Source organism: Halomonas sp. 3H, assembly GCF_024206005.1.
GTDB classification, from domain to species: domain Bacteria; phylum Pseudomonadota; class Gammaproteobacteria; order Pseudomonadales; family Halomonadaceae; genus Halomonas; species Halomonas campaniensis.
This window is the reverse complement of the sequence record NZ_CP100360.1, coordinates 1220460-1237468: the sequence shown is the minus strand read 5'-3', so window position 1 is coordinate 1237468 and position 17009 is coordinate 1220460. Positions and strand designations below refer to the sequence as shown.

The following is a 17009-nucleotide window of genomic DNA, read 5'->3' as shown; positions in this document are numbered from 1 at the left end:
AACTGGCTATGATGTCCGGCCCGCCAGACTATCGCCGGGCCAGCGCTCAGGAGGCGGCCTTGGCCTTCTCGCGCTCCTCGTCACGCAGCTGGCGGCGCAGCACTTCCCGCACATGTGAGCGTCTTGGGCAGCGCGCTGGCTAGCCGGCCGTCTTGGCCTTCTCGCGCTCTTCATCGCGCAGCTGGCGGCGCAGTACCTTCCCCACATTCGTCTTGGGCAGCTCGTCGCGCAGCTCCACGTACTTGGGCACCTTGTAGCCGGTCATCTCCTTCTTGCACCAGGCGCGCAGCTCCTCGGGGTCGAGGTCATCGCCGCGGGGCACCACGAACAGCTTGATCGCCTCGCCGCTGGCCTCGTCGGCCACCCCCACCGCGGCGGACTCCAGCACGCCGGGGTGGGTGGCGACGACGTCCTCGACCTCGTTGGGGTACACGTTGAAGCCCGAGACCAGGATCATGTCCTTCTTGCGGTCGACGATGCGGATGTAGCCATCGTCCTGGAGCACGGCGATGTCGCCGGTGTGGAACCAGCCGTCGTCGTCGATCACCTTGATGGTCTCGTCGTCGCGGTTCCAGTAGCCCTTCATCACCTGGGGGCCCTGCACGCAGAGCTCGCCCGGCTCGCCGAAGGGCAGGTCATTGCCGTCGGCGTCCACCACCTTGACCCGGGTGCCGGCCACCGGCTTGCCGATGGTGCCGATCTGGATGGCATCCACCGGGTTGAAGCTGACCACCGGCGAGGTCTCGGTGAGCCCGTAGCCCTCGGCGATATCGCAGCCGGTGACCTCCTTCCAGCGGTCCGCCGCCGCCTTGGTCAGCGCCATGCCGCCGGAGATGGTCAGGTGCAGCCTGGAGAAGTCCAGCGCGCGGAAGTCCTCACGGTTGCACAGGGCGTTGAACAGGGTGTTCAGGCCGATGAAGGCGGTGAACGGCAGGCTCTTCAGCTCCTTGACGAAGTTGGGCAGGTCGCGGGGGTTGGTGATCAGGATCGAGTGGTTGCCGGTCTCCATCAGGAACAGGCAGTTCACCGTGAAGGTATAGATGTGGTAGACCGGCAGCGGCGCGATCACCACCTCCTCGCCGTTGTTGAGGCCCGGCCCGATGGCCTGGCCGGCCTGCAGCATGTTGGCCACCAGGTTGCGATGGGTGAGCATGGTGCCCTTGGCCAGGCCCGTGGTGCCCCCGGTGTACTGCAGCGCGGCAATGTCGTCGAGCTCGCGGGGGACCTCGCGGTGCTGGCGTGCCGCCCCCTCCTTGAGCGCCTGGCGGAAGGGCGTGTGGCCGGGCAGCCGGAACGGGGGCACCATCTTCTTGACGTACTTGACCACGGCGTTGATCAGCGGGCGCTTGGGAAAGCCGTGCAGGTCGCCGAGCTGGGTGACCACCACGTGCTGAATGTCGGTGCGGTCGAGGACCTTCTCGAGCTTGTCGGCCATGTTGGCGAGGATCACGATCGCCCGGGCGCCGGAGTCCTTGAACTGGTGGGCCATCTCCCGCTCGGTGTAGAGCGGGTTGGTGTTCACCACCACCAGCCCGGCGCGCATGGCGCCGAACACCGCGACCGGGAACTGCAGCACGTTGGGCAGCTGGATGGCGATGCGGTCCCCCGGCTGCAGCGTGGTCTCGTGCTGCAGCCAGGCGGCGAAGTCGCCGGAGAGGCGATCCAGGTCGGCGAAGGTGAGGGTCTGCCCCATGCACGAGAAGGCGGGCCGGTCGGCGTAGCGCTTCACGGCGGCATGGAAGACATCGGTGACCGCGTGGTACTCCTCCAGCCCCGTGAGCTCGGGGCCGGACAGGATCGGGGCGTTGGCATGCTCACTCATAGGCGTAGTCTCCGCGATGTTGCCGATGGATCATCGACGCTTCTTGTTGTCCCGGGGCCCTACCTTATACCGGCGGGCCCACGCTGTAAAACGGTCGATTGAAACCCTTGTTTGCCTGCCGACCGGCACCGCCCTCGCCCCATGACGGAGGGGCATGCGAGCCGCTCAGGCGGCCCGCTGGCCGATGCGCGCCTGGATCACCCCGTCCCGCCAGACCAGCAGATCACCGGGCGCCATGCGCTCCCAGGCCTCGTTGTCGGTGAGCGGCTCGGTGGCGATCACCGAGACGATATCCCGGGTCGTGGTGTGCTCGGCGAAGTTCACCGTGAGCTCGGCGTCCGACAGGCTCGCCCGCCCGAACGGCGCCCGGCGGGTGATGTGCGCCAGCTTGGTAGAGCAGAAGGTGTAGAGGTAGTCGCCGTCGGCCAGCAGCAGGTTGAAGACCCCGAGGCCGCGCAGCCGCTCGCAGAGCTGGTGAAGCAGTCGCCACAGCCCCTGGCGCTCGGCATCGCTTGTCGGTCGCTCGGGAAAGCGGCTGCGCAGCTCGCCCAGCAGCCAGCAGAAGGCGTGCTCACTGTCGGTGTCGCCGATGGGGCGGTAGTAGGTAAGCGGCATCCCCCGCCAGCCGTCCAACTGGCCATTGTGGGCATAGCACCAGGGGCGCCCCCACATCTCGCGCACGAAGGGGTGGGTATTGGCCAGCCGCACCTGGCCGACATTGGCCTGGCGGATATGGCTGATGACAATGTTCGACTTGATCGGGTAGTCGGTGATCAGCCGGGCGATGGGCGACCCCACCGAGGGGTGGGGATCGCGGAAGTCGCGATAGCCCCCCTCCTCGTAGAAGGCGATGCCCCAGCCGTCGCGATGCGGCCCGGTGCCGCCGCCGCGATGCAGGAAGCCGGTGAAGCTGAAGCAGATGTCGGTGGGCACGTTGGCACTCATGCCCAGCAGTTCACACATGGGGTTCCTCCCGGTGCACGACCCGGCGGGTGCGACGCGAGCGCCGCACCGCCAGGAGAATCACGATCAGCAGCAGCAACGCCAGGCCGACCGCCCAGAGGCGCGGGTCGCGGCCATGGGCCTCGGCGAGCCGCTGTACGCCGGGCCATCCCGCCTGCCACAGGGCCCTGGCCTGCGCCGGCAGGTCGTTGACGAAGGCCACGAAGCGGTCGGCGGCGCTGTCGGGCATCGCCCCGCCCCGGCGCCCGGTGTCGAGGTCCTCGTGGAAGCGCTCGGCCAGGGGGCGGCCCTCGGCGTCCCGGGCCAGGCCCAGGCCGGTCTGTGCCTCGGGGAAGAGCAGCAGCCGGGGCAGGCGAATGTCGCGGGTATCGCCGTCCAGGGTGACCCGGGCCGCCAGCAGCAGCGGCTGGCTGATGCTGTCATCCAGCGGCGGCAGCTCGATGTGCCAGCGCCGCTCGCCCACCGCCTCGGCGGCCAGGCGCTCGCCGGCCAGCTCCGCCGCCAGTTCGGTATTGTCGTGGTCCAGGTCCGGGTGCTCGGCCTCGAGCACCACCCGGGAGGCGGCCGGCTCGTGGCGCGCGGCGATGGCCGGCAGCACGTTGACCGCCTGCCAGCGCTGGCGGGTGAGGCCGTCGGCCTCCGCCCGGATCAGCAGGCGGGCGCCGCCCACCAGCGCCGGCGCCGGCAGCTCGCCGACGAAGCGCTCGCCGCGAGGCTGCAGCCGCAGGGCCGCCAGCACCTCGTTCTCCGGGTCCCGCAGCTCCACGTGCAGCGCCAGCGACTCGAGCTCGGCGCCATAGGGCTCGCCGGCACGCTCCAGCCAGGCCTCCACCGGCACCGGGAAGCCCAGGTAGAGGGTCGCCGGCAGATCGCCGGTGCGCAGGGTCAGGGAGGAGGTCACGCCGATACGGCTGTCGGAGGCGATCTCGCCCTCCAGACGCCACTCGCCGGCGGCGGGGTCTGGCACGCGGATCAGGTCGAAGCGCGGCTCCACCTGCCACTGCCCGCCGGGCGGCGGGTCGTCGGCCCGGTAGACGGTGCCGTCCGGGGCCTCCAGGGCAAGCGGTTCGCCGTCGGGCTCGTGGAAGAGCAGCGCGGTGAAGGCCTCGACGCCGGGTTCGATCACGAAGCGCCCCGCCTCCAGGGGGACCTGGTCGGCGGGGAAGATGCGCTCGACGATGTCGAGGAAGGCGCCGAGCAGGCCCTCGGGGGTCTCGGCCAGGGCCGGCAGGCCGCCGGTGGACTGGGCGAGCCGCTCGACCAGGGCCAGGTCGGCGTCGTCGGAGAAGGCGATGGCGTGCACCACCACCCCCTGGTCGGCCAGGCGCGGCCCCAGCTCCTCGAGCAGCGCCCGACGCGAGGCCTCGTCCACCGCCGGCTTGGCCCCGCGGTCGGGCGGCAGGTCGATCATGCCGTCGGTGAGCAGCACCAGGTGGCGCCAGCCGTTGGCCGGGGCCTCGGAGGCCACCTGCACCGCCCCCTCGATGTCGGTGTACTGCTGATACTCGACCAGCCGCGGGCGCAACGCCGCGGCCTGCTCGCGCCAGGCCGCGTCCACCTCGCCCGGCGGCAGCGGGTTGTCGACCCGCTCGCCGAAGGTCCAGACCCCGGCGGTGGTACCGGCGGGCAGCAGCGATGCCAGCAGCTCCAGGGCGCTGGCGGCGAGCTGGTTGGGATCGTTGGCGCGCATGCTGCCGGAGACGTCGATGATCACCCGCACCTCGGGGCGCTCCTCAACGGGCTGAGCCAGCCCCGTCGCGGCGACCAGCGACAGCAGGCCCAGCAGCAGCAGTCGCGCGATGCCGCCGCGTCCCCGACGGCACTTCCCACACCAGGCCATCCCCGGCTCCTTAGCCGATCACCGGCTCCCGACGCTCGCCTTCGCCACCCCGCGGGTGGCGGGGGGCAGGAGCGTCATCCTCGTCCATGTCGACATAGTCGCCGCGGTGGCGACCCCGCCACCACAGCAGCAGCCCGAAGGCGGTGCCGGCCAGGGCCCCCACCGCCACCAGCAGCAGGGCCGGCAGCATCACCGCCGCGTTGCGCTCCAGGAAGGCCACCAGGGCCACCACCACCGCCGGGGCGAAGCCCGTGTAGAATTCGCCCTCCTCGATCAGCGGCAGCCGGAAGCGCGCCGGCATCCACATCACCCCGGCCACCAGCCAGGTGATGACAATCCGCAGCAGCCGCGGCAGGAAGGCTAACCCCAGGTAGCCGGTGAGCAGCACCACCAGCGACAAAAACCCGTAGCTCAGCCATAGTAGGGTCATCGAATCTGTAATCGGCATCGCCACCTCGCACATGTTCAGTTGGAGTATGGTACATCCCGCGCCATGAAAGCACAGCCGCCCCGTTCTTCCGTCCCGTCCGCTACCGACTCCCCGACTCCCCGCTTCCGTCGCCCCGACGACCCCGAATGGCACTGGCTGGAGAACCGTGACGACCCCGAGGTCGGCGCCTTCCTGGAGGAGGCCAACGCCGCCTGCGCCCGCTGGTTCGCTCCCCTGGATGACCTGGTCGAGCGCCTCTACCACGGCCACCTGGCCCGCCGGGAGCTGGCCATCCACGGCCTGCGCACGCCCCTGGACCACTACACCTACTGGAGCGAAACGGCCGCCGACGCCGACTATCCGGTGTGGTGGCGGCACCCCAACGGCAAGCCCGACCGCGCAGTGCGCTTCCTCGACCTTCAGGCCCGCGCCGAGCCCCACGAGTTCCTGGAGCTGGGCGACATGGCGCTCTCGCCGGACGAGCGCTGGCTGGCCTGGACGGAGGACACCCGCGGCGACGAGACCTTCGAACTGTTCCTCAAGGCGCTGCCCGACGGCGAGCCGGTCCGCCTGCTCGAGGAGATCGGCCCCGAGCTCAGCTGGGCCGAGGACAACGCCACCCTGCTCTTCACCCGCTACGATGCCACCCAGCGACCCGAAAGCGTCTGGCGCCTGCCGCTGGTGGTACAGCCCGGCGGCACGCCGAGGGCCGAGGCGCCATCGCTGGTGCTGCGCGAGGAGGACCCGGAGTTCTGGCTCGGGCTCGGCAAGACCCGCTCACGGGAGTGGCTGGTGCTGGAGAGTGCCTCCAAGGACACCAGCGAATGCCACCTGATTCCCGCCCGGGCGCCGGCCACCCCGCCCCGCTGCTTCCGCCCCCGCGAGAGCGGCGTCGAGCTCGCCCTGGACCACCGCCCCGGCCGCTTCTACGTGCTGCACAACCGCCAGGCGACCCACTTCCGGCTCGACACCCTCGAGGAGTCACGCCTTGAGGAGGCCGCCGACGCCGACCGCTGGCAGCCGCTGATCGCCCACCGCGAGGACGACACCCTGGAGGGGGTCGACGCCTTCGACTGGGGCCTGGTGGTGACCGAGCGCGACCATCACGAGGCCCAGGTGCGGCTGCGGGTCCTCGAGCTGGACGCCGACCACGCCATCGTCCGCGACGAGCGCCTGCCGCTGCCGGAGACCCCCTGCAGCCTGGCGCTGGGCGACGCCCCGCACTTCGACACCCGGCGCCTGCGGCTGCGCGAGGAGTCCTTCGTGCTGCCGGTGAGCTGGATCGAGCACGACCTGGACAGTGGCGAGCGGACCCTGCTCAAGCAGCAGCCGATCCACGGCGACCTGCTGCCGGAGGCCCTCGCCTGCGAGCGGCTCTGGGCCATCTCCCACGACGGCGAGCGCATCCCCGTCTCGGTGGTGATGCGCGCCGACCTGGCGGGCCACCCGCTGCCCACCCTGCTCTACGGCTACGGCGCCTATGGCGAGGTGCTGGACCCCTGGTTCTCGGTGGCCCGGCTGGAGCTGCTGGCGCGGGGGGTGGCCTTCGCGGTGGCCCACGTGCGGGGGGGCGGCGACCGCGGCGAGCCCTGGTACCTGGCCGGCAAGCTGGAGCACAAGGAGAACAGCTTCCGGGACTTCCTGGCCGCCCGGGACGCCCTGGTCGACCAGGGCATCAGCGACGGCGAGCGCATCGCGGCCTACGGCGCCAGCGCCGGGGGCCTGCTGGTGGGCGCCAGCCTCAACCTGGCGCCCGAAGGCTTCTGCGCCGCGGTGCTCGACGTGCCCTTCGTCGACGTGCTGCGCACCATGGAGAATCCCGACCTGCCGCTGACCACCGCCGAGTACACCGAGTGGGGCAACCCCGACGAGCCCGACGCCCGCCGGCGCATCCACGCCTACTCGCCGCTGGACAACCTGGCCGCCCAGCCCTGGCCCACGGTGTTCCTGCAGGGCAGCTGGCACGACACCCGGGTGCCCTACTGGGAGCCCGCCAAGCTCTATGCCCGGCTCACCGAGATGGGCACCGCAAGGGGGCCGGTGCTGCTGCGTACCGACATGGCCGCCGGCCACGGCGGCGCCTCGGGGCGCTTCAAGGCGTGGCACGACAACGCCCGCCAGGATGCCTTCATCCTGTGGGCGCTGGGGGTGGAAAGGCACGAGGCCTAGCCCTTCTTGCGAAAGCCCCGTCAATCGATGGGAATCACCGCGATGATATGGTCCTCGTACTCCTCCTCGGGGACCTCGCGACGAGACACGGCGAAGCTGCGCACGCTGATGCCCTTGCGGTGGACCCGCTCGGGGTCACCCGAGAGCAGCGGGTGCCAGCGGGCCAGCTTGCGCCCCTCCGCCACCCGGCGATAGGCGCAGGACTTCGGCAGCCAGCGAAACTCCTCGATGCGCGCCGGCGTCAGCTGCGTGCAATCCGGCACCCGCTCGAGGCGGTTCGCGTAGTCGCTGCAGCGGCAGCTGGAGATATCCAGCAGCTCGCAGGCCACGTTGAGCACCGCCAGCTCGCCGGTCTCCTCGTCCTGGAACTTGAGCAGGCAGCACTGGCCGCAGCCGTCGCAGAGCGCCTCCCACTCCTCGGCGGTGAGCTCCTCCAGGGGGTACTGCTCCCAGAACCGTTCTCGCATGATGTCTCCTCCGCGGCGTCAGGCGCGATTAACGGGTTTCGCGCGGCGTCGGGCGCGATGGATCAATAGCGCGCGGCGTCGGGCGCGATGGATCAATAACGCGCCTCGGTGGGGGTGCGATAGAGATCCAGCAGGTACTCCTCCTTGGCGGGGGGCATCTGCAGGTAGAAACCCTTGTCGCGGATCGCTGCCATCACGTCGGCGGCCTTCGCCCGGCCCAGGCGCTTGTCGCCGGTCAGGATCAGAGTCATCGCCGGCAGCGGCTTGCCGAAGCGCTCAAGCAGCGGCTCGGGCACCCGGGAGAGGCCATCGCGCTTGTCCACGTAGAGGTACATCTCCTCCTTGCGCGGGCTCTTGAACACCTGGCAGAGCAGCTTGTCGCCGCGCATCCGGTCGTCACTCATCGGGGCAGTTCCTCCAGAGCCTTCACCAGGCCCGCATTGAGTCGCTCGCCGCGCCAGCCCGAGGGCAGCGGCAGCGGCTGGGATTCCAGGTGGGCGGTGACCAGGGCCTCCAGGTCGCGGCGGCGCAGCAGCACCTCGGGTGCCAGCCCCAGGGCCTCGGCCTCGGCGGCAACCACCCGCTTCAGCGCCTTGAAGCGCTGCTTGAACGCCGGCGCCATGGGCGACGGCATTGCCGGCGGCAGCTCGGCCTCGTCCACGTGGCGCGCCTCGCCCACCAGCCTCAACAGGTCGTCGCCGTCGCGCTTGATCAGGGTCGGCTTGACCCCCTCGACGCTGGCCAGCTCGAAGCGGTTCTCGGGCATCGCCTCGGCGATGGCGTAGAGCACCCGGTCGTGGACCAGCCAGCCCCGCGGCAGGTCGCGGCGCCGCGCCTCCCCCTCCCGCCAGGTGGTCAACCGACGGTAGGCCTCGATCTGGCGCGGCGCCAGGCGCCACAGCTGGCGCTGGCGCAGGTACCACTGGCCGTCCGCCGCCTCGCTTCGCGCCGCCTGGGCCACCAGCTCGGCGCCGTCCGCCTCCAGCCAGGCCATGCGACCCAGGCGCTCCAGCGCCTCGCGCTGGCGCGCCCAGACCTGCACCAGGTAGACCACGTCCAGCGCCGCATACTGCTTCTGGGTCTCGCTGAGCGGCCGCTTCAGCCAGTCGGAGCGCGTCTCGTCCTTGGGCAGGGTCTCGCCGATCCAGTGCTCGACGAGCTTCTGGTAGCCCATGGAGGGGGTCTCGCCGAGCAGTCCCTGGGCCAGCTGGGTATCCACCAGCGGTGCGGGGGGCACGCCCGCCCAGTGGGCGAAGACCTCGAGGTCCTCGCTGGACGCATGCAGCAGCTTGAGCGGCCCCTCGGCGAGCAGGCGCCGGAAGGCCTCGGTGCAGGGCACCTCCAGGGGGTCGACCAGCCAGGCCGGCCCGCCGGCGGAGAACTGGATCAGCGCCGGCACCGGATGGAAGGTGTTCTCGCGAAAGAACTCGGTGTCCAGCGCGATCACCTCGGCGCCGGCCACCTCGGCACAGGCGTCATCCAGGGCGGCGGGGGTATCGATCCAGCGAATATCGGGGGTCAGGGGCATGGGGGTTCCGGCAGGTCGGGAATCGTCAGGGGGCTCATTCGCCCAGGAACGGCAGGCGGCCGTTGAAGGCGCGGCTCAGGGTGCCGCCGTCCACGTACTCGAGTTCGCCACCCATGGGGACGCCATAGGCCAGCCGCGAGAGCCGCACCCCGTGGGGCGCGAGCTGGGCGGCGATGTAGTGGGCGGTGGCCTCGCCCTCTACCGTGGGGTTGGTGGCGAGGATCACCTCCTCCACGCCGCCCGCGGCCGCCTCCCCCCCGGCGACCAGGGCCTCGAGCTGCTCGAGCCCGATGTCCTCGGGGCCGATGCCGTCGAGCGGGGAGAGATGGCCGTGGAGCACGAAGTAGCGTCCGCGATAGCCGCCGGCGTCCTCGATGGCCAGCTGGTCGGCGGGCGACTCCACCACGCAGAGCAGGCGGTCGTCGCGGCGGGCACTGGCGCACAGCGCGCAGACCTCCTCCTCGGTGAGGGTCCGACAGCGCCGGCAGTAGCCGACCCGCTCCAGCGCCTCGTCCAGCACCTTCGCCAGGCGGCGGCCGCCATCGCGGTCGCGCTCGAGCAGGTGCATGGCCATGCGCTGGGCCGTCTTGGGCCCGACGCCGGGCAGCACCCGCAGCGACTCCATCAGTTTCTCGACGAGGGGGGAAAAACTCATCGTCAGAAAGGCATCTTGAAGCCCGGCGGCAGGTTCAGCCCGGCGGTCGCCTCTTCCATCTTGGCCTTGGAGCTGGCCTCGACCTTGCGCACGGCGTCGTTCACCGCGGCGGCGAGCAGGTCCTCGAGCAGCTCCTTGTCCTCTTCCATGACGCTGGGGTCGATGTCGACCTTGCTGACGTCGTGGCGGCCGTTCATGGTGACCTTGACCATGCCGGCACCGGCCGCGCCCTGGACCTCGGCCTTGGCGACCTCCTCCTGGATGCGCTGCATCTTCTCCTGCATCTCCTGGGCCTGCTTCATCAGGTTGCCCATTCCACCCTTCATCATGGGAAGTCCTCTCTCTGCTGTGGTCGTGATGGTGTGATGTCTGTGACGTCGTCGGTGACCCGCCGTTCAGTGACGCACGGTCAGTGACGCGCGGCGGCGGGCTTCACCGTGGATTCGATCAACCGGGCCCCGAAGGCCTGCTGGAGCTTCTGGATGTGGGGGTCGCGGTGCAGCGCCGCCACCGCCTCGGCATGACGCTGGGCGGCGAGGCGCTCGGCCTGCTGGCGGGGCGTCTCGACCGCCTCGGGAAGCGGCCCCTCCTCGACGACCAGCCGGCGGACCACGCCGTGCTCGGCCAGGGCCTGCTGCATGCGCTCGATATGGATATCGGCCTTCATCGCCGAGAGCGAAGGGTCGAGGCGCAGCTGCAGGCGCGTGCCGTCGTCATCCTCGACCACGCAGTTGGCGGCCAGGTTACGGGTCAGCCCGCCGAGGCCCAGCGCCTCGAAGCCGGCCAGCCAGTCGGCGTGGCCGAAGACGCCCTCCCGGGGCCTTGCCCCGGCCGCCTCGGTGGGGGCCACCGAGGGCGGGCCGGCCTCGGCCGGTGACGGGACCGCCGTGGCGGGCGCCGACGCCTGCTCGGGTTCGGACTCAGCCTCGGCTGTGCCCGCCGGTGATCCCGCCGCGGGGCCGGCCACGGATGCCGAAGCGTCGACGGGCGGTGCCATCGGGGGTTCCGGCTCCGGTTCCGGCGCCTGCGCGACCCAGGGCGGCGGCTCGTCATCGGCGGCGGGCCCCATCGCCGCGGGCGGCTCGGCGGGCTCCGGTGCGGCCGGCGCCGGCTGCTCGGGTTCCGCCCGGGCCGGCGCAGAGGCAACCGGTGCCGCCGCGCCGGGATCTCGCGCAGGGACCTCCGGCGCGGCGGCAGGGCCCCGGGCGGGTGGCGCCGCTGCCGCGCCGGCATCGGCACCTGGGTCGCCCTGGCGCCCGGGGTCGCCACGCAGCGGCAGCGGTGTCTTCGCCGGCCGGGGCACGCCCTGGGGGCGGAAGGCCAACATGCGCAGCAGGGTCATCTCCAGCGCGCTGCGCAGGTCCGGGGCGTGCTCCATGTCGCCCCGCCCCTGGATGCCGATCTGGTAGTAGAGCTGCACGTCCTCGGCGGTGAAGCGTGCGGCGAGCGCCAGCAGGGCGTCGCGGTCGCCGTGGCCGTTGTCCAGCGCCTCCGGCACCATCTGGGCGATGGCCAGGCGGTGGAGCACGGCGGTGACCTCGTCGAGCACCGAGGCGAAGTCGGGCGCGCGCTCCGCCAGCGCCGCCACCTCGGCCAGCAGGCGGGCGGCGTCCACCTCGGCCAGGGCCTCGACCAGCGCCAGCACGTGGCGCTGGTCGAGGGTGCCGAGCATGGCTGCCACGTCGGCATGCTCGACCCGCCCCTGCCCGAAGGCGATGGCCTGGTCGGTGAGGCTCATGGCATCGCGCATGGAGCCCTCGGCGGCGCGGCCCAACAGCCACAGGGCGCTCTCCTCGAAGGGTACGGCCTCGGCCTCGAGCACCCTGGCCAGGTGGTCGACGATGCGCTCGGGGGGCATGTGCTTGAGGGTGAACTGCAGGCAGCGCGACAGCACCGTGGCGGGCAGCTTCTGCGGGTCGGTGGTGGCCAGCAGGAACTTCACGTGGGGCGGCGGCTCCTCCAGGGTCTTGAGCAGCGCATTGAAGCTGCTGGTGGAGAGCATGTGCACCTCGTCGATCAGGTACACCTTGTAGCGCCCCTGGGTCGGGGCGTACTGCACGTTGTCGAGCAGCTCGCGGGTGTCCTCGACCTTGGTGCGCGAGGCGGCGTCCACCTCGATCAGGTCGACGAAGCGCCCCTCGTCGATGGCCCGGCAGCTGTCGCATTCGCCGCAGGGCGTCGAGGTGATGCCCTCGTCGCCATACCCCTTTGCCGTGCAGTTCAGGCACTTGGCGAGGATTCGCGCCAGGGTGGTCTTGCCCACCCCGCGGGTACCGGTGAACAGGTAGGCGTGATGCAGCCGGCCCTGGTCCAGGGCATTCACCAGCGCACGCTGGACATGCTCCTGGCCGACCAGTTCATGGAAGGTACGCGGTCGCCACTTGCGGGCCAGAACCTGATAGCTCATGCAGCGCGGAATCCTTGCGGTAAAGCGAACGGCAACGGGGTGAGACGGTGGCCGGGGATCGACGCCCGGCTCCCGACGCCCGGCAGGAGACGTTCATTCTAGCGACTGGGGCCGGCCGCGGAAAGCAAGGTCTGCCCGCGCGTCCATCGCTGCGCGAAGGCCTCGGCCGCCAGCGGCTCCCCCAGCAGCTCTCCCTGGTAGTAGCGACAGCCGAGGCGCTGCAGGAAGGCGAGTTGCTCGGCCCGCTCCACCCCCTCGGCGACCACCTCGAGCTCCAGCTTGTCGGCCAGGGAGAGAATCGCCGCCACCAGGGTCTCGTCCGCCGGGCCGCCAGGCACGTCGGCCAGGAAGGAGCGGTCGATCTTCAGGGTCTGCACCGGCAACCGCTTGAGGTAGGCCAGTGAGGAGTAGCCGGTGCCGAAGTCGTCCACCGCCAGCGCCACGCCCAGCCGGCGCAGGTCATGCAGCCGGGCCAGCCCCGCATCGGCGTGGCCGATCATGAACCCCTCGGTGAGCTCCAGCTCCAGCCGCGACGGCGACAGGCCGCTCTCGTGCAGGGCGGCGCGCACGTCGGCGACGATATCCCCCTGTACCACCTGCAGCCCCGAGAGGTTGACCGCCACCCGCAACGGCAGGCCCCTCCGCTCCCACTCGCGGGCCTGGCGACACGCCTCGCCGAGCACCCAGCGGCCGATGGCGTGGATCAGCCCGGCCTCCTCGGCCAGGGCGATGAAGCGCCCCGGCCCCACCACCTCGCCCTGGGGGGTCGTCCAGCGCACCAGCGCCTCGGCGCCGAGCAGCCGGCCGCTCTCGACCTCCGCCTGGGGCTGGTAGTGGAGCACCAGCTCGTCATGCTCCAGGGCGCGGCGCAGCCCCACGTCCATGGCGAAACGCTCGCGGCTCGCCTCGCCCAGCGCCGGGGTGAAGAACTGCCAGGTATTGCGCTTGAGGGCCTTGGCGCCGTACATGGCGGTGTCGGCGCGCTGGATCAGCGTCTCGGCGCTGCGGCCGTCCTGAGGATAGAGGCTGATGCCCACCGAGGCGCCGATGAAGATCTCGTGGCCCTCCAGGTCGAAGGGCTGCAGCAGGGCATCGATCAGCTTGCCGGCTACCCGGCTGGCATCCGTCGGATCGTGCAACTCCTCCAGCACCAGCAGGAACTCGTCGCCGCCCAGGCGGCCGAGGGCATCCTCGTCGCGCAGCACGCCGGCCAGGCGGCGGGCCACCGACTGCAGCAGCCGGTCGCCCAGGGCGTGCCCCAGGCTGTCGTTGATGCCCTTGAAGTGGTCCAGGTCGAGGAACAGCACCGCCAGCTGGCCTCGCTCCTCCCGGGCGCGCGCCAGCGCCCGGTCGAGGCGCCGGCTCAGGTGGGGGCGGTTGGGCAGGCCGGTGAGCGCGTCGTAGTCGGCCGAGAGGCGCAGGCGGCCGGCCTGCTCGCTGATCCGCGACATCAGCGGGGAGATGGTGCGCAGCGTGGCCAGCGCCCCGATCGCCATCAGCAGCAGCACCGTGACCGCCGGCCAGGTCAGCTCGCGCAGCACCGAGCCGTAGAAGCCCGCGGCGGGAATCTCCACCAGCAGCCCCCAGCCGGGGGTCGCCAGGGGGGCATGCACCAACAGCCGTCCGTCTCGCCAGCCCCCCTCTCGCAGCAGGCCCGCATGCCCCGCCGCCAGATCATCCAGCTGCTTCGCCGGCGGCGGGGCACGCTCGCCGTCGCGGACCAGCCGTCCGGCGGCCCCGTGGGTCAGCAGCGTCTCGCCGGGCGGCCCCAGCAGCCACTGGCGGGCATCGCCGCCGAAGCGCCCATCCTCGTCGAGCAGCATCGCCATCCCGTCCAGGCGGAAGAAGACCCGGTCGGTGCCGATGCGCTGGCCGCCGGCGGCGTAGATGGGCGATACCACCTCCAGCAGCGGCTCGTCGTCCCGCATGACCAGCCGCTCGGTGACCGACAGCGCCGACACGTCGCCCGCCGCGTCCGGCGCCTGGCCGATGGCCAGCAGCGGCTCGTCGCCGGGCCCCAGCCGGAGCAGGCCGACCATCTCCCCAGACTGGCGCATGGCATCCTCCAGCCGGGGGCGGGTGTACTCGGCCAGCGCCTCGTCCTCAAGCTCGCCGCCGGCATAGCGGGCCAGCCGCCGGCGGATCTCGGTGCGGCTGGCCAGCTGGCGGGAGACGTCGCGATAGCGGGCCAGCAGGTGCTCGAGGGACTCGGCATGGGCCGTGGCGCTCACCACCGTAGTGGCCTCCAGGCTCTGCCGATGAGCCTGGAAGAGCGGCCAGGCAGTGGCCAGCGCTACCAGGCTCCCGGTGACCAGGATGCCCAGCATCGCCAGCAGCACGATGCGCCGCTGCGACCGCTTCATGGCCATCGCCCCGCCCGGCCTGCCTGGCACGGGTAGCTACCGGCCATGCTCGAACTTCCGCCTCGTTGCCATGCGCCTCGCTTCCCGGTGACCGGTCCCTGTTGCGACCATTGTGGTCCGATCCCCGGATTCCTCCAAGCCCGTTCGTCGCCGGCCACCAACGCACCCGGCCCCGAGTCACCGGCGGAGGGTTCGCCGCCGGCGGGCTGTGCTAGTCTGGTGCCGCAACGCCTCCAAGACGGCACGCCATCACGCAGGGAAGACATGAGCCGAGAGCATCCCGACACCGGCACCACGGCCGGCATCACCCAGGAGCAGGTGGCCGCCGCCGCCGAGAACCTGATCAACCGCGGCGCGGAGCCGACCCTCCAGCGGGTCTATGAGCACCTGGGTGGCGGTTCCCCCCACCGCATCCAGCGCCACCTGACGACCTGGCGCGACACGCGACCGGCCCCGCCGCGGCCGACGCCGGTGCCGCCCGAGACCCTGATCGACGCCCTCGCCCAGGAGATCGAGCGTCAGGTCGCGGCCGCCAGGGCCGAGGGCGAGCAGGCGGCGGAAGAGGCGCGCGCCGATGCCGCCACCCTGGCCGAGAGCGGCGAGGCCCTGGAGCGGCGCGTGGCCGAGCTGGAAGGCCGCCTGCAGCGCTCGGAGGCGGAGCGCGACGAGGCCCGGGAGCGCCGGGAGGCGCTGAAGGCCGAAGCGGAGCGCCTCAGCGGCGAGCTGGAAAGCGAGCGGCGTGAGTCACGGGAGGCACAGGAGTCCCTGATCCAGTCGCGCCAGCAGGTGGCGATGCTCAAGGAGCAGCTCGAGGCCGCCCAGCAGGAGCGGCTGGCCGCCGAGCGCCGCGTGCGCGGCGCCGAGGGGGAGCGCGTCCAGGCCGAGCGCAGCCAGGCGGTGGCCGAGACCCAGCGCGACGCCGCCCTGTCTCAGGCCGGCGAGAAGACCGAACAGCTGGCCGTCGTGCAGAAGGAGCTCCAGGCCGAGCGCACCCGCCACCGCCAGGAGGTGGCCGAGCTGCGCGCCGAGCACAAGGAGCGGCTCGATGCCGTGGAGCGCGCCCGCCAGGACGCCCTGAAGCAGGCGCAGGAGGCCGGCCAGCGCGCCACCAAGGCGGAGATCCGCGCCGAAGCGCTGCAGGCCACCCAGGCCGCCCTGAAGAGTCGCATGGATGCCCTGCAGGTGCAGCAGCGCCAGCGCGGCCAGAAGGGCTGAGCCCCTCGCTCACCGCCAGGCCCCGAGGGCCGCGCCTCAGCCGCGGCCCTCGAACCCCGCCAGCACGTTGACCACGTTCACCCCGATCTCCTCCACCGCGTAGCCGCCCTCGAGCAGGAACACCGTCGGCAGCCCGAGCCGCGCCAGGCGCCGCCCCACCTCGAGGAAGTCGTCGCTGGCCAGCCGGAAGGCGCTGATCGGGTCGCCCTCGAAGGTATCCACTCCCAGCGACACTACCAGCAGCTCGCAGCCCGCCTCGCGGATGCGGACCAGCGCATCCTCCAGGGCCTCAGCCCAGGCCGAGAAGCCGGTGCCCGGCGGCAGCGGGTAGTTGACGTTGAAGCCCTCGCCTGCGCCCTCGCCGCCCTCCTCGGCATGGCCCAGGAAGTGGGGGAAGCAGTGCAGCGGATCGCCGTGCAGCGACAGGAACAGCACGTCGTCGCGGGCGTAGAAGATCTGCTGGGTGCCGTTGCCGTGGTGGAAGTCGATATCCAGCACCGCCACCCGGGCGTGGCCGGCATCCAGGGCTCGCTGGGCGGCGATGGCCGCATTGTTGAAGAAGCAGTAGCCGCCGAACTGATCGGTGGCGGCATGGTGTCCCGGCGGACGGCACAGCCCGAAGGCCGGCTCGCCGGTGGCCAGCAGGTGGTCCACCGCGGCCAGCGCCACGTCCTTGCTGGCCATGGCGGCCTCGAAGGTGCCCTCACAGATGGAGGTGTCGGCGCCCAGGGCGTAATGGCCCAGCCGGCCGTCGATGTGCGCCGGGATGCGTCGTCCGGGCATGGTCCGGGTCGGCCAGACCCAGGCAATGGCCTCGCCCTGGCGGCCGGCCGCCTGCCAGGCCTCCCAGCAGCCGGCCAGGAAGTCGACGTAGTCACGGTCGTGGATCGCCAGTACCGGCGCCAGGCCGTAGTCGCCGGGGGCACGCACCTCGCCCAGGCCCGATGCCTGGATCCGCGCCAGCACCAGGTCGACCCGCTCGGGGCACTCGTAGGGCGCCACCAGTCGCCCGCCATCCAGTTCGGTGCGCGCCCGGCGCGCCTTGGTGGTCTCGCTGTGAAAGGTGATCATCCTGCCATCCTGAAGGGTTGTCTCGTGACCATGCCATGCACCGCGCGGGCGCGCCATCCCCGCCGGGCCGCGGCGGTCC

At 71.7% G+C, this 17009-nt stretch carries 14 protein-coding genes; 2 read left to right on the top strand and 12 right to left on the bottom strand.

All coding sequences use genetic code 11. From position 1 onward, the window contains the following. Positions 1 to 139 precede the first annotated feature (139 nt). The 4 genes from NFC98_RS05865 to NFC98_RS05850 form a co-directional block, all read right to left on the bottom strand. Complete coding sequence (locus NFC98_RS05865) at positions 140 to 1822, bottom strand: AMP-binding protein (protein ID WP_254277181.1); 1683 nt, start codon at positions 1820 to 1822, stop codon at positions 140 to 142. Between the two features lie 165 nt (positions 1823 to 1987). Next, the gene (locus NFC98_RS05860; RefSeq protein WP_254277180.1) at positions 1988 to 2785 is read right to left on the bottom strand and encodes a class II glutamine amidotransferase; all 798 of its coding nucleotides are present in this window, start codon (positions 2783 to 2785) and stop codon (positions 1988 to 1990) included. After that, entirely contained in the window at positions 2778 to 4625 is a 1848-nt protein-coding gene (locus NFC98_RS05855; RefSeq protein ID WP_254277179.1) for a vWA domain-containing protein, read from the bottom strand. The genes NFC98_RS05860 and NFC98_RS05855 overlap by 8 nt, the downstream gene beginning before the upstream one ends. 10 nt (positions 4626 to 4635) lie before the next feature. Next, positions 4636 to 5055: a hypothetical protein gene (locus NFC98_RS05850; protein WP_254277178.1), complete on the bottom strand. Its 420-nt coding sequence runs from the start codon at positions 5053 to 5055 to the stop codon at positions 4636 to 4638. 63 nt (positions 5056 to 5118) lie between these two features. Here NFC98_RS05850 and NFC98_RS05845 point away from each other — a divergent pair, with 63 nt between their 5' ends. After that, positions 5119 to 7224 carry a S9 family peptidase gene (locus tag NFC98_RS05845; RefSeq protein WP_254277177.1) on the top strand — a complete coding sequence of 702 codons (2106 nt, stop codon included), beginning with the start codon at positions 5119 to 5121 and terminating at the stop codon, positions 7222 to 7224. A 20-nt stretch (positions 7225 to 7244) separates the two neighbouring features. On the opposite strand, the gene NFC98_RS05840 is transcribed toward NFC98_RS05845, so the two are convergent. The 7 genes from NFC98_RS05840 to NFC98_RS05810 all read right to left on the bottom strand — a co-directional run bounded on the left by NFC98_RS05840 (position 7245) and on the right by NFC98_RS05810 (position 14644). Next, a complete protein-coding gene (locus NFC98_RS05840; protein ID WP_254277176.1) occupies positions 7245 to 7691 on the bottom strand; it encodes a YcgN family cysteine cluster protein in 447 nt (148 codons plus the stop codon). Between the two features lie 92 nt (positions 7692 to 7783). Beyond that, positions 7784 to 8095, bottom strand: coding sequence for a YcgL domain-containing protein (locus NFC98_RS05835; protein ID WP_254277175.1), 312 nt, complete (start codon positions 8093 to 8095; stop codon positions 7784 to 7786). After that, positions 8092 to 9219 carry a ribonuclease D gene (gene rnd, locus NFC98_RS05830; protein WP_254277174.1) on the bottom strand — a complete coding sequence of 376 codons (1128 nt, stop codon included), beginning with the start codon at positions 9217 to 9219 and terminating at the stop codon, positions 8092 to 8094. Before rnd ends, NFC98_RS05835 begins: the two co-directional genes overlap by 4 nt. Positions 9220 to 9253: 34 nt before the next feature. Beyond that, positions 9254 to 9874, bottom strand: a complete 621-nt coding sequence (gene recR / locus NFC98_RS05825) for a recombination mediator RecR (RefSeq protein WP_254277173.1) — start codon at positions 9872 to 9874, stop codon at positions 9254 to 9256. Positions 9875 to 9876: 2 nt separating this feature from the next. Next, on the bottom strand, positions 9877 to 10203 hold the full coding sequence (locus NFC98_RS05820; RefSeq protein ID WP_254277172.1) for a YbaB/EbfC family nucleoid-associated protein: 327 nt from the start codon (positions 10201 to 10203) through the stop codon (positions 9877 to 9879). 80 nt (positions 10204 to 10283) lie between these two features. After that, positions 10284 to 12281, bottom strand: a complete 1998-nt coding sequence (dnaX, locus tag NFC98_RS05815; protein WP_254277171.1) for a DNA polymerase III subunit gamma/tau — start codon at positions 12279 to 12281, stop codon at positions 10284 to 10286. Between the two features lie 98 nt (positions 12282 to 12379). Continuing rightward, a complete protein-coding gene (locus NFC98_RS05810) occupies positions 12380 to 14644 on the bottom strand; it encodes a bifunctional diguanylate cyclase/phosphodiesterase (protein ID WP_254277170.1) in 2265 nt (754 codons plus the stop codon). A 264-nt stretch (positions 14645 to 14908) separates the two neighbouring features. Between NFC98_RS05810 and NFC98_RS05805 the strand changes: the two genes are divergently transcribed. Next, positions 14909 to 15859, top strand: coding sequence for a DNA-binding protein (locus tag NFC98_RS05805; protein ID WP_254277169.1), 951 nt, complete (start codon positions 14909 to 14911; stop codon positions 15857 to 15859). Between the two features lie 36 nt (positions 15860 to 15895). Here NFC98_RS05805 and NFC98_RS05800 read toward each other — a convergent pair whose 3' ends face one another. Next, positions 15896 to 16930, bottom strand: a complete 1035-nt coding sequence (locus tag NFC98_RS05800; protein WP_254277168.1) for a histone deacetylase family protein — start codon at positions 16928 to 16930, stop codon at positions 15896 to 15898. Positions 16931 to 17009: the final 79 nt, after the last annotated feature.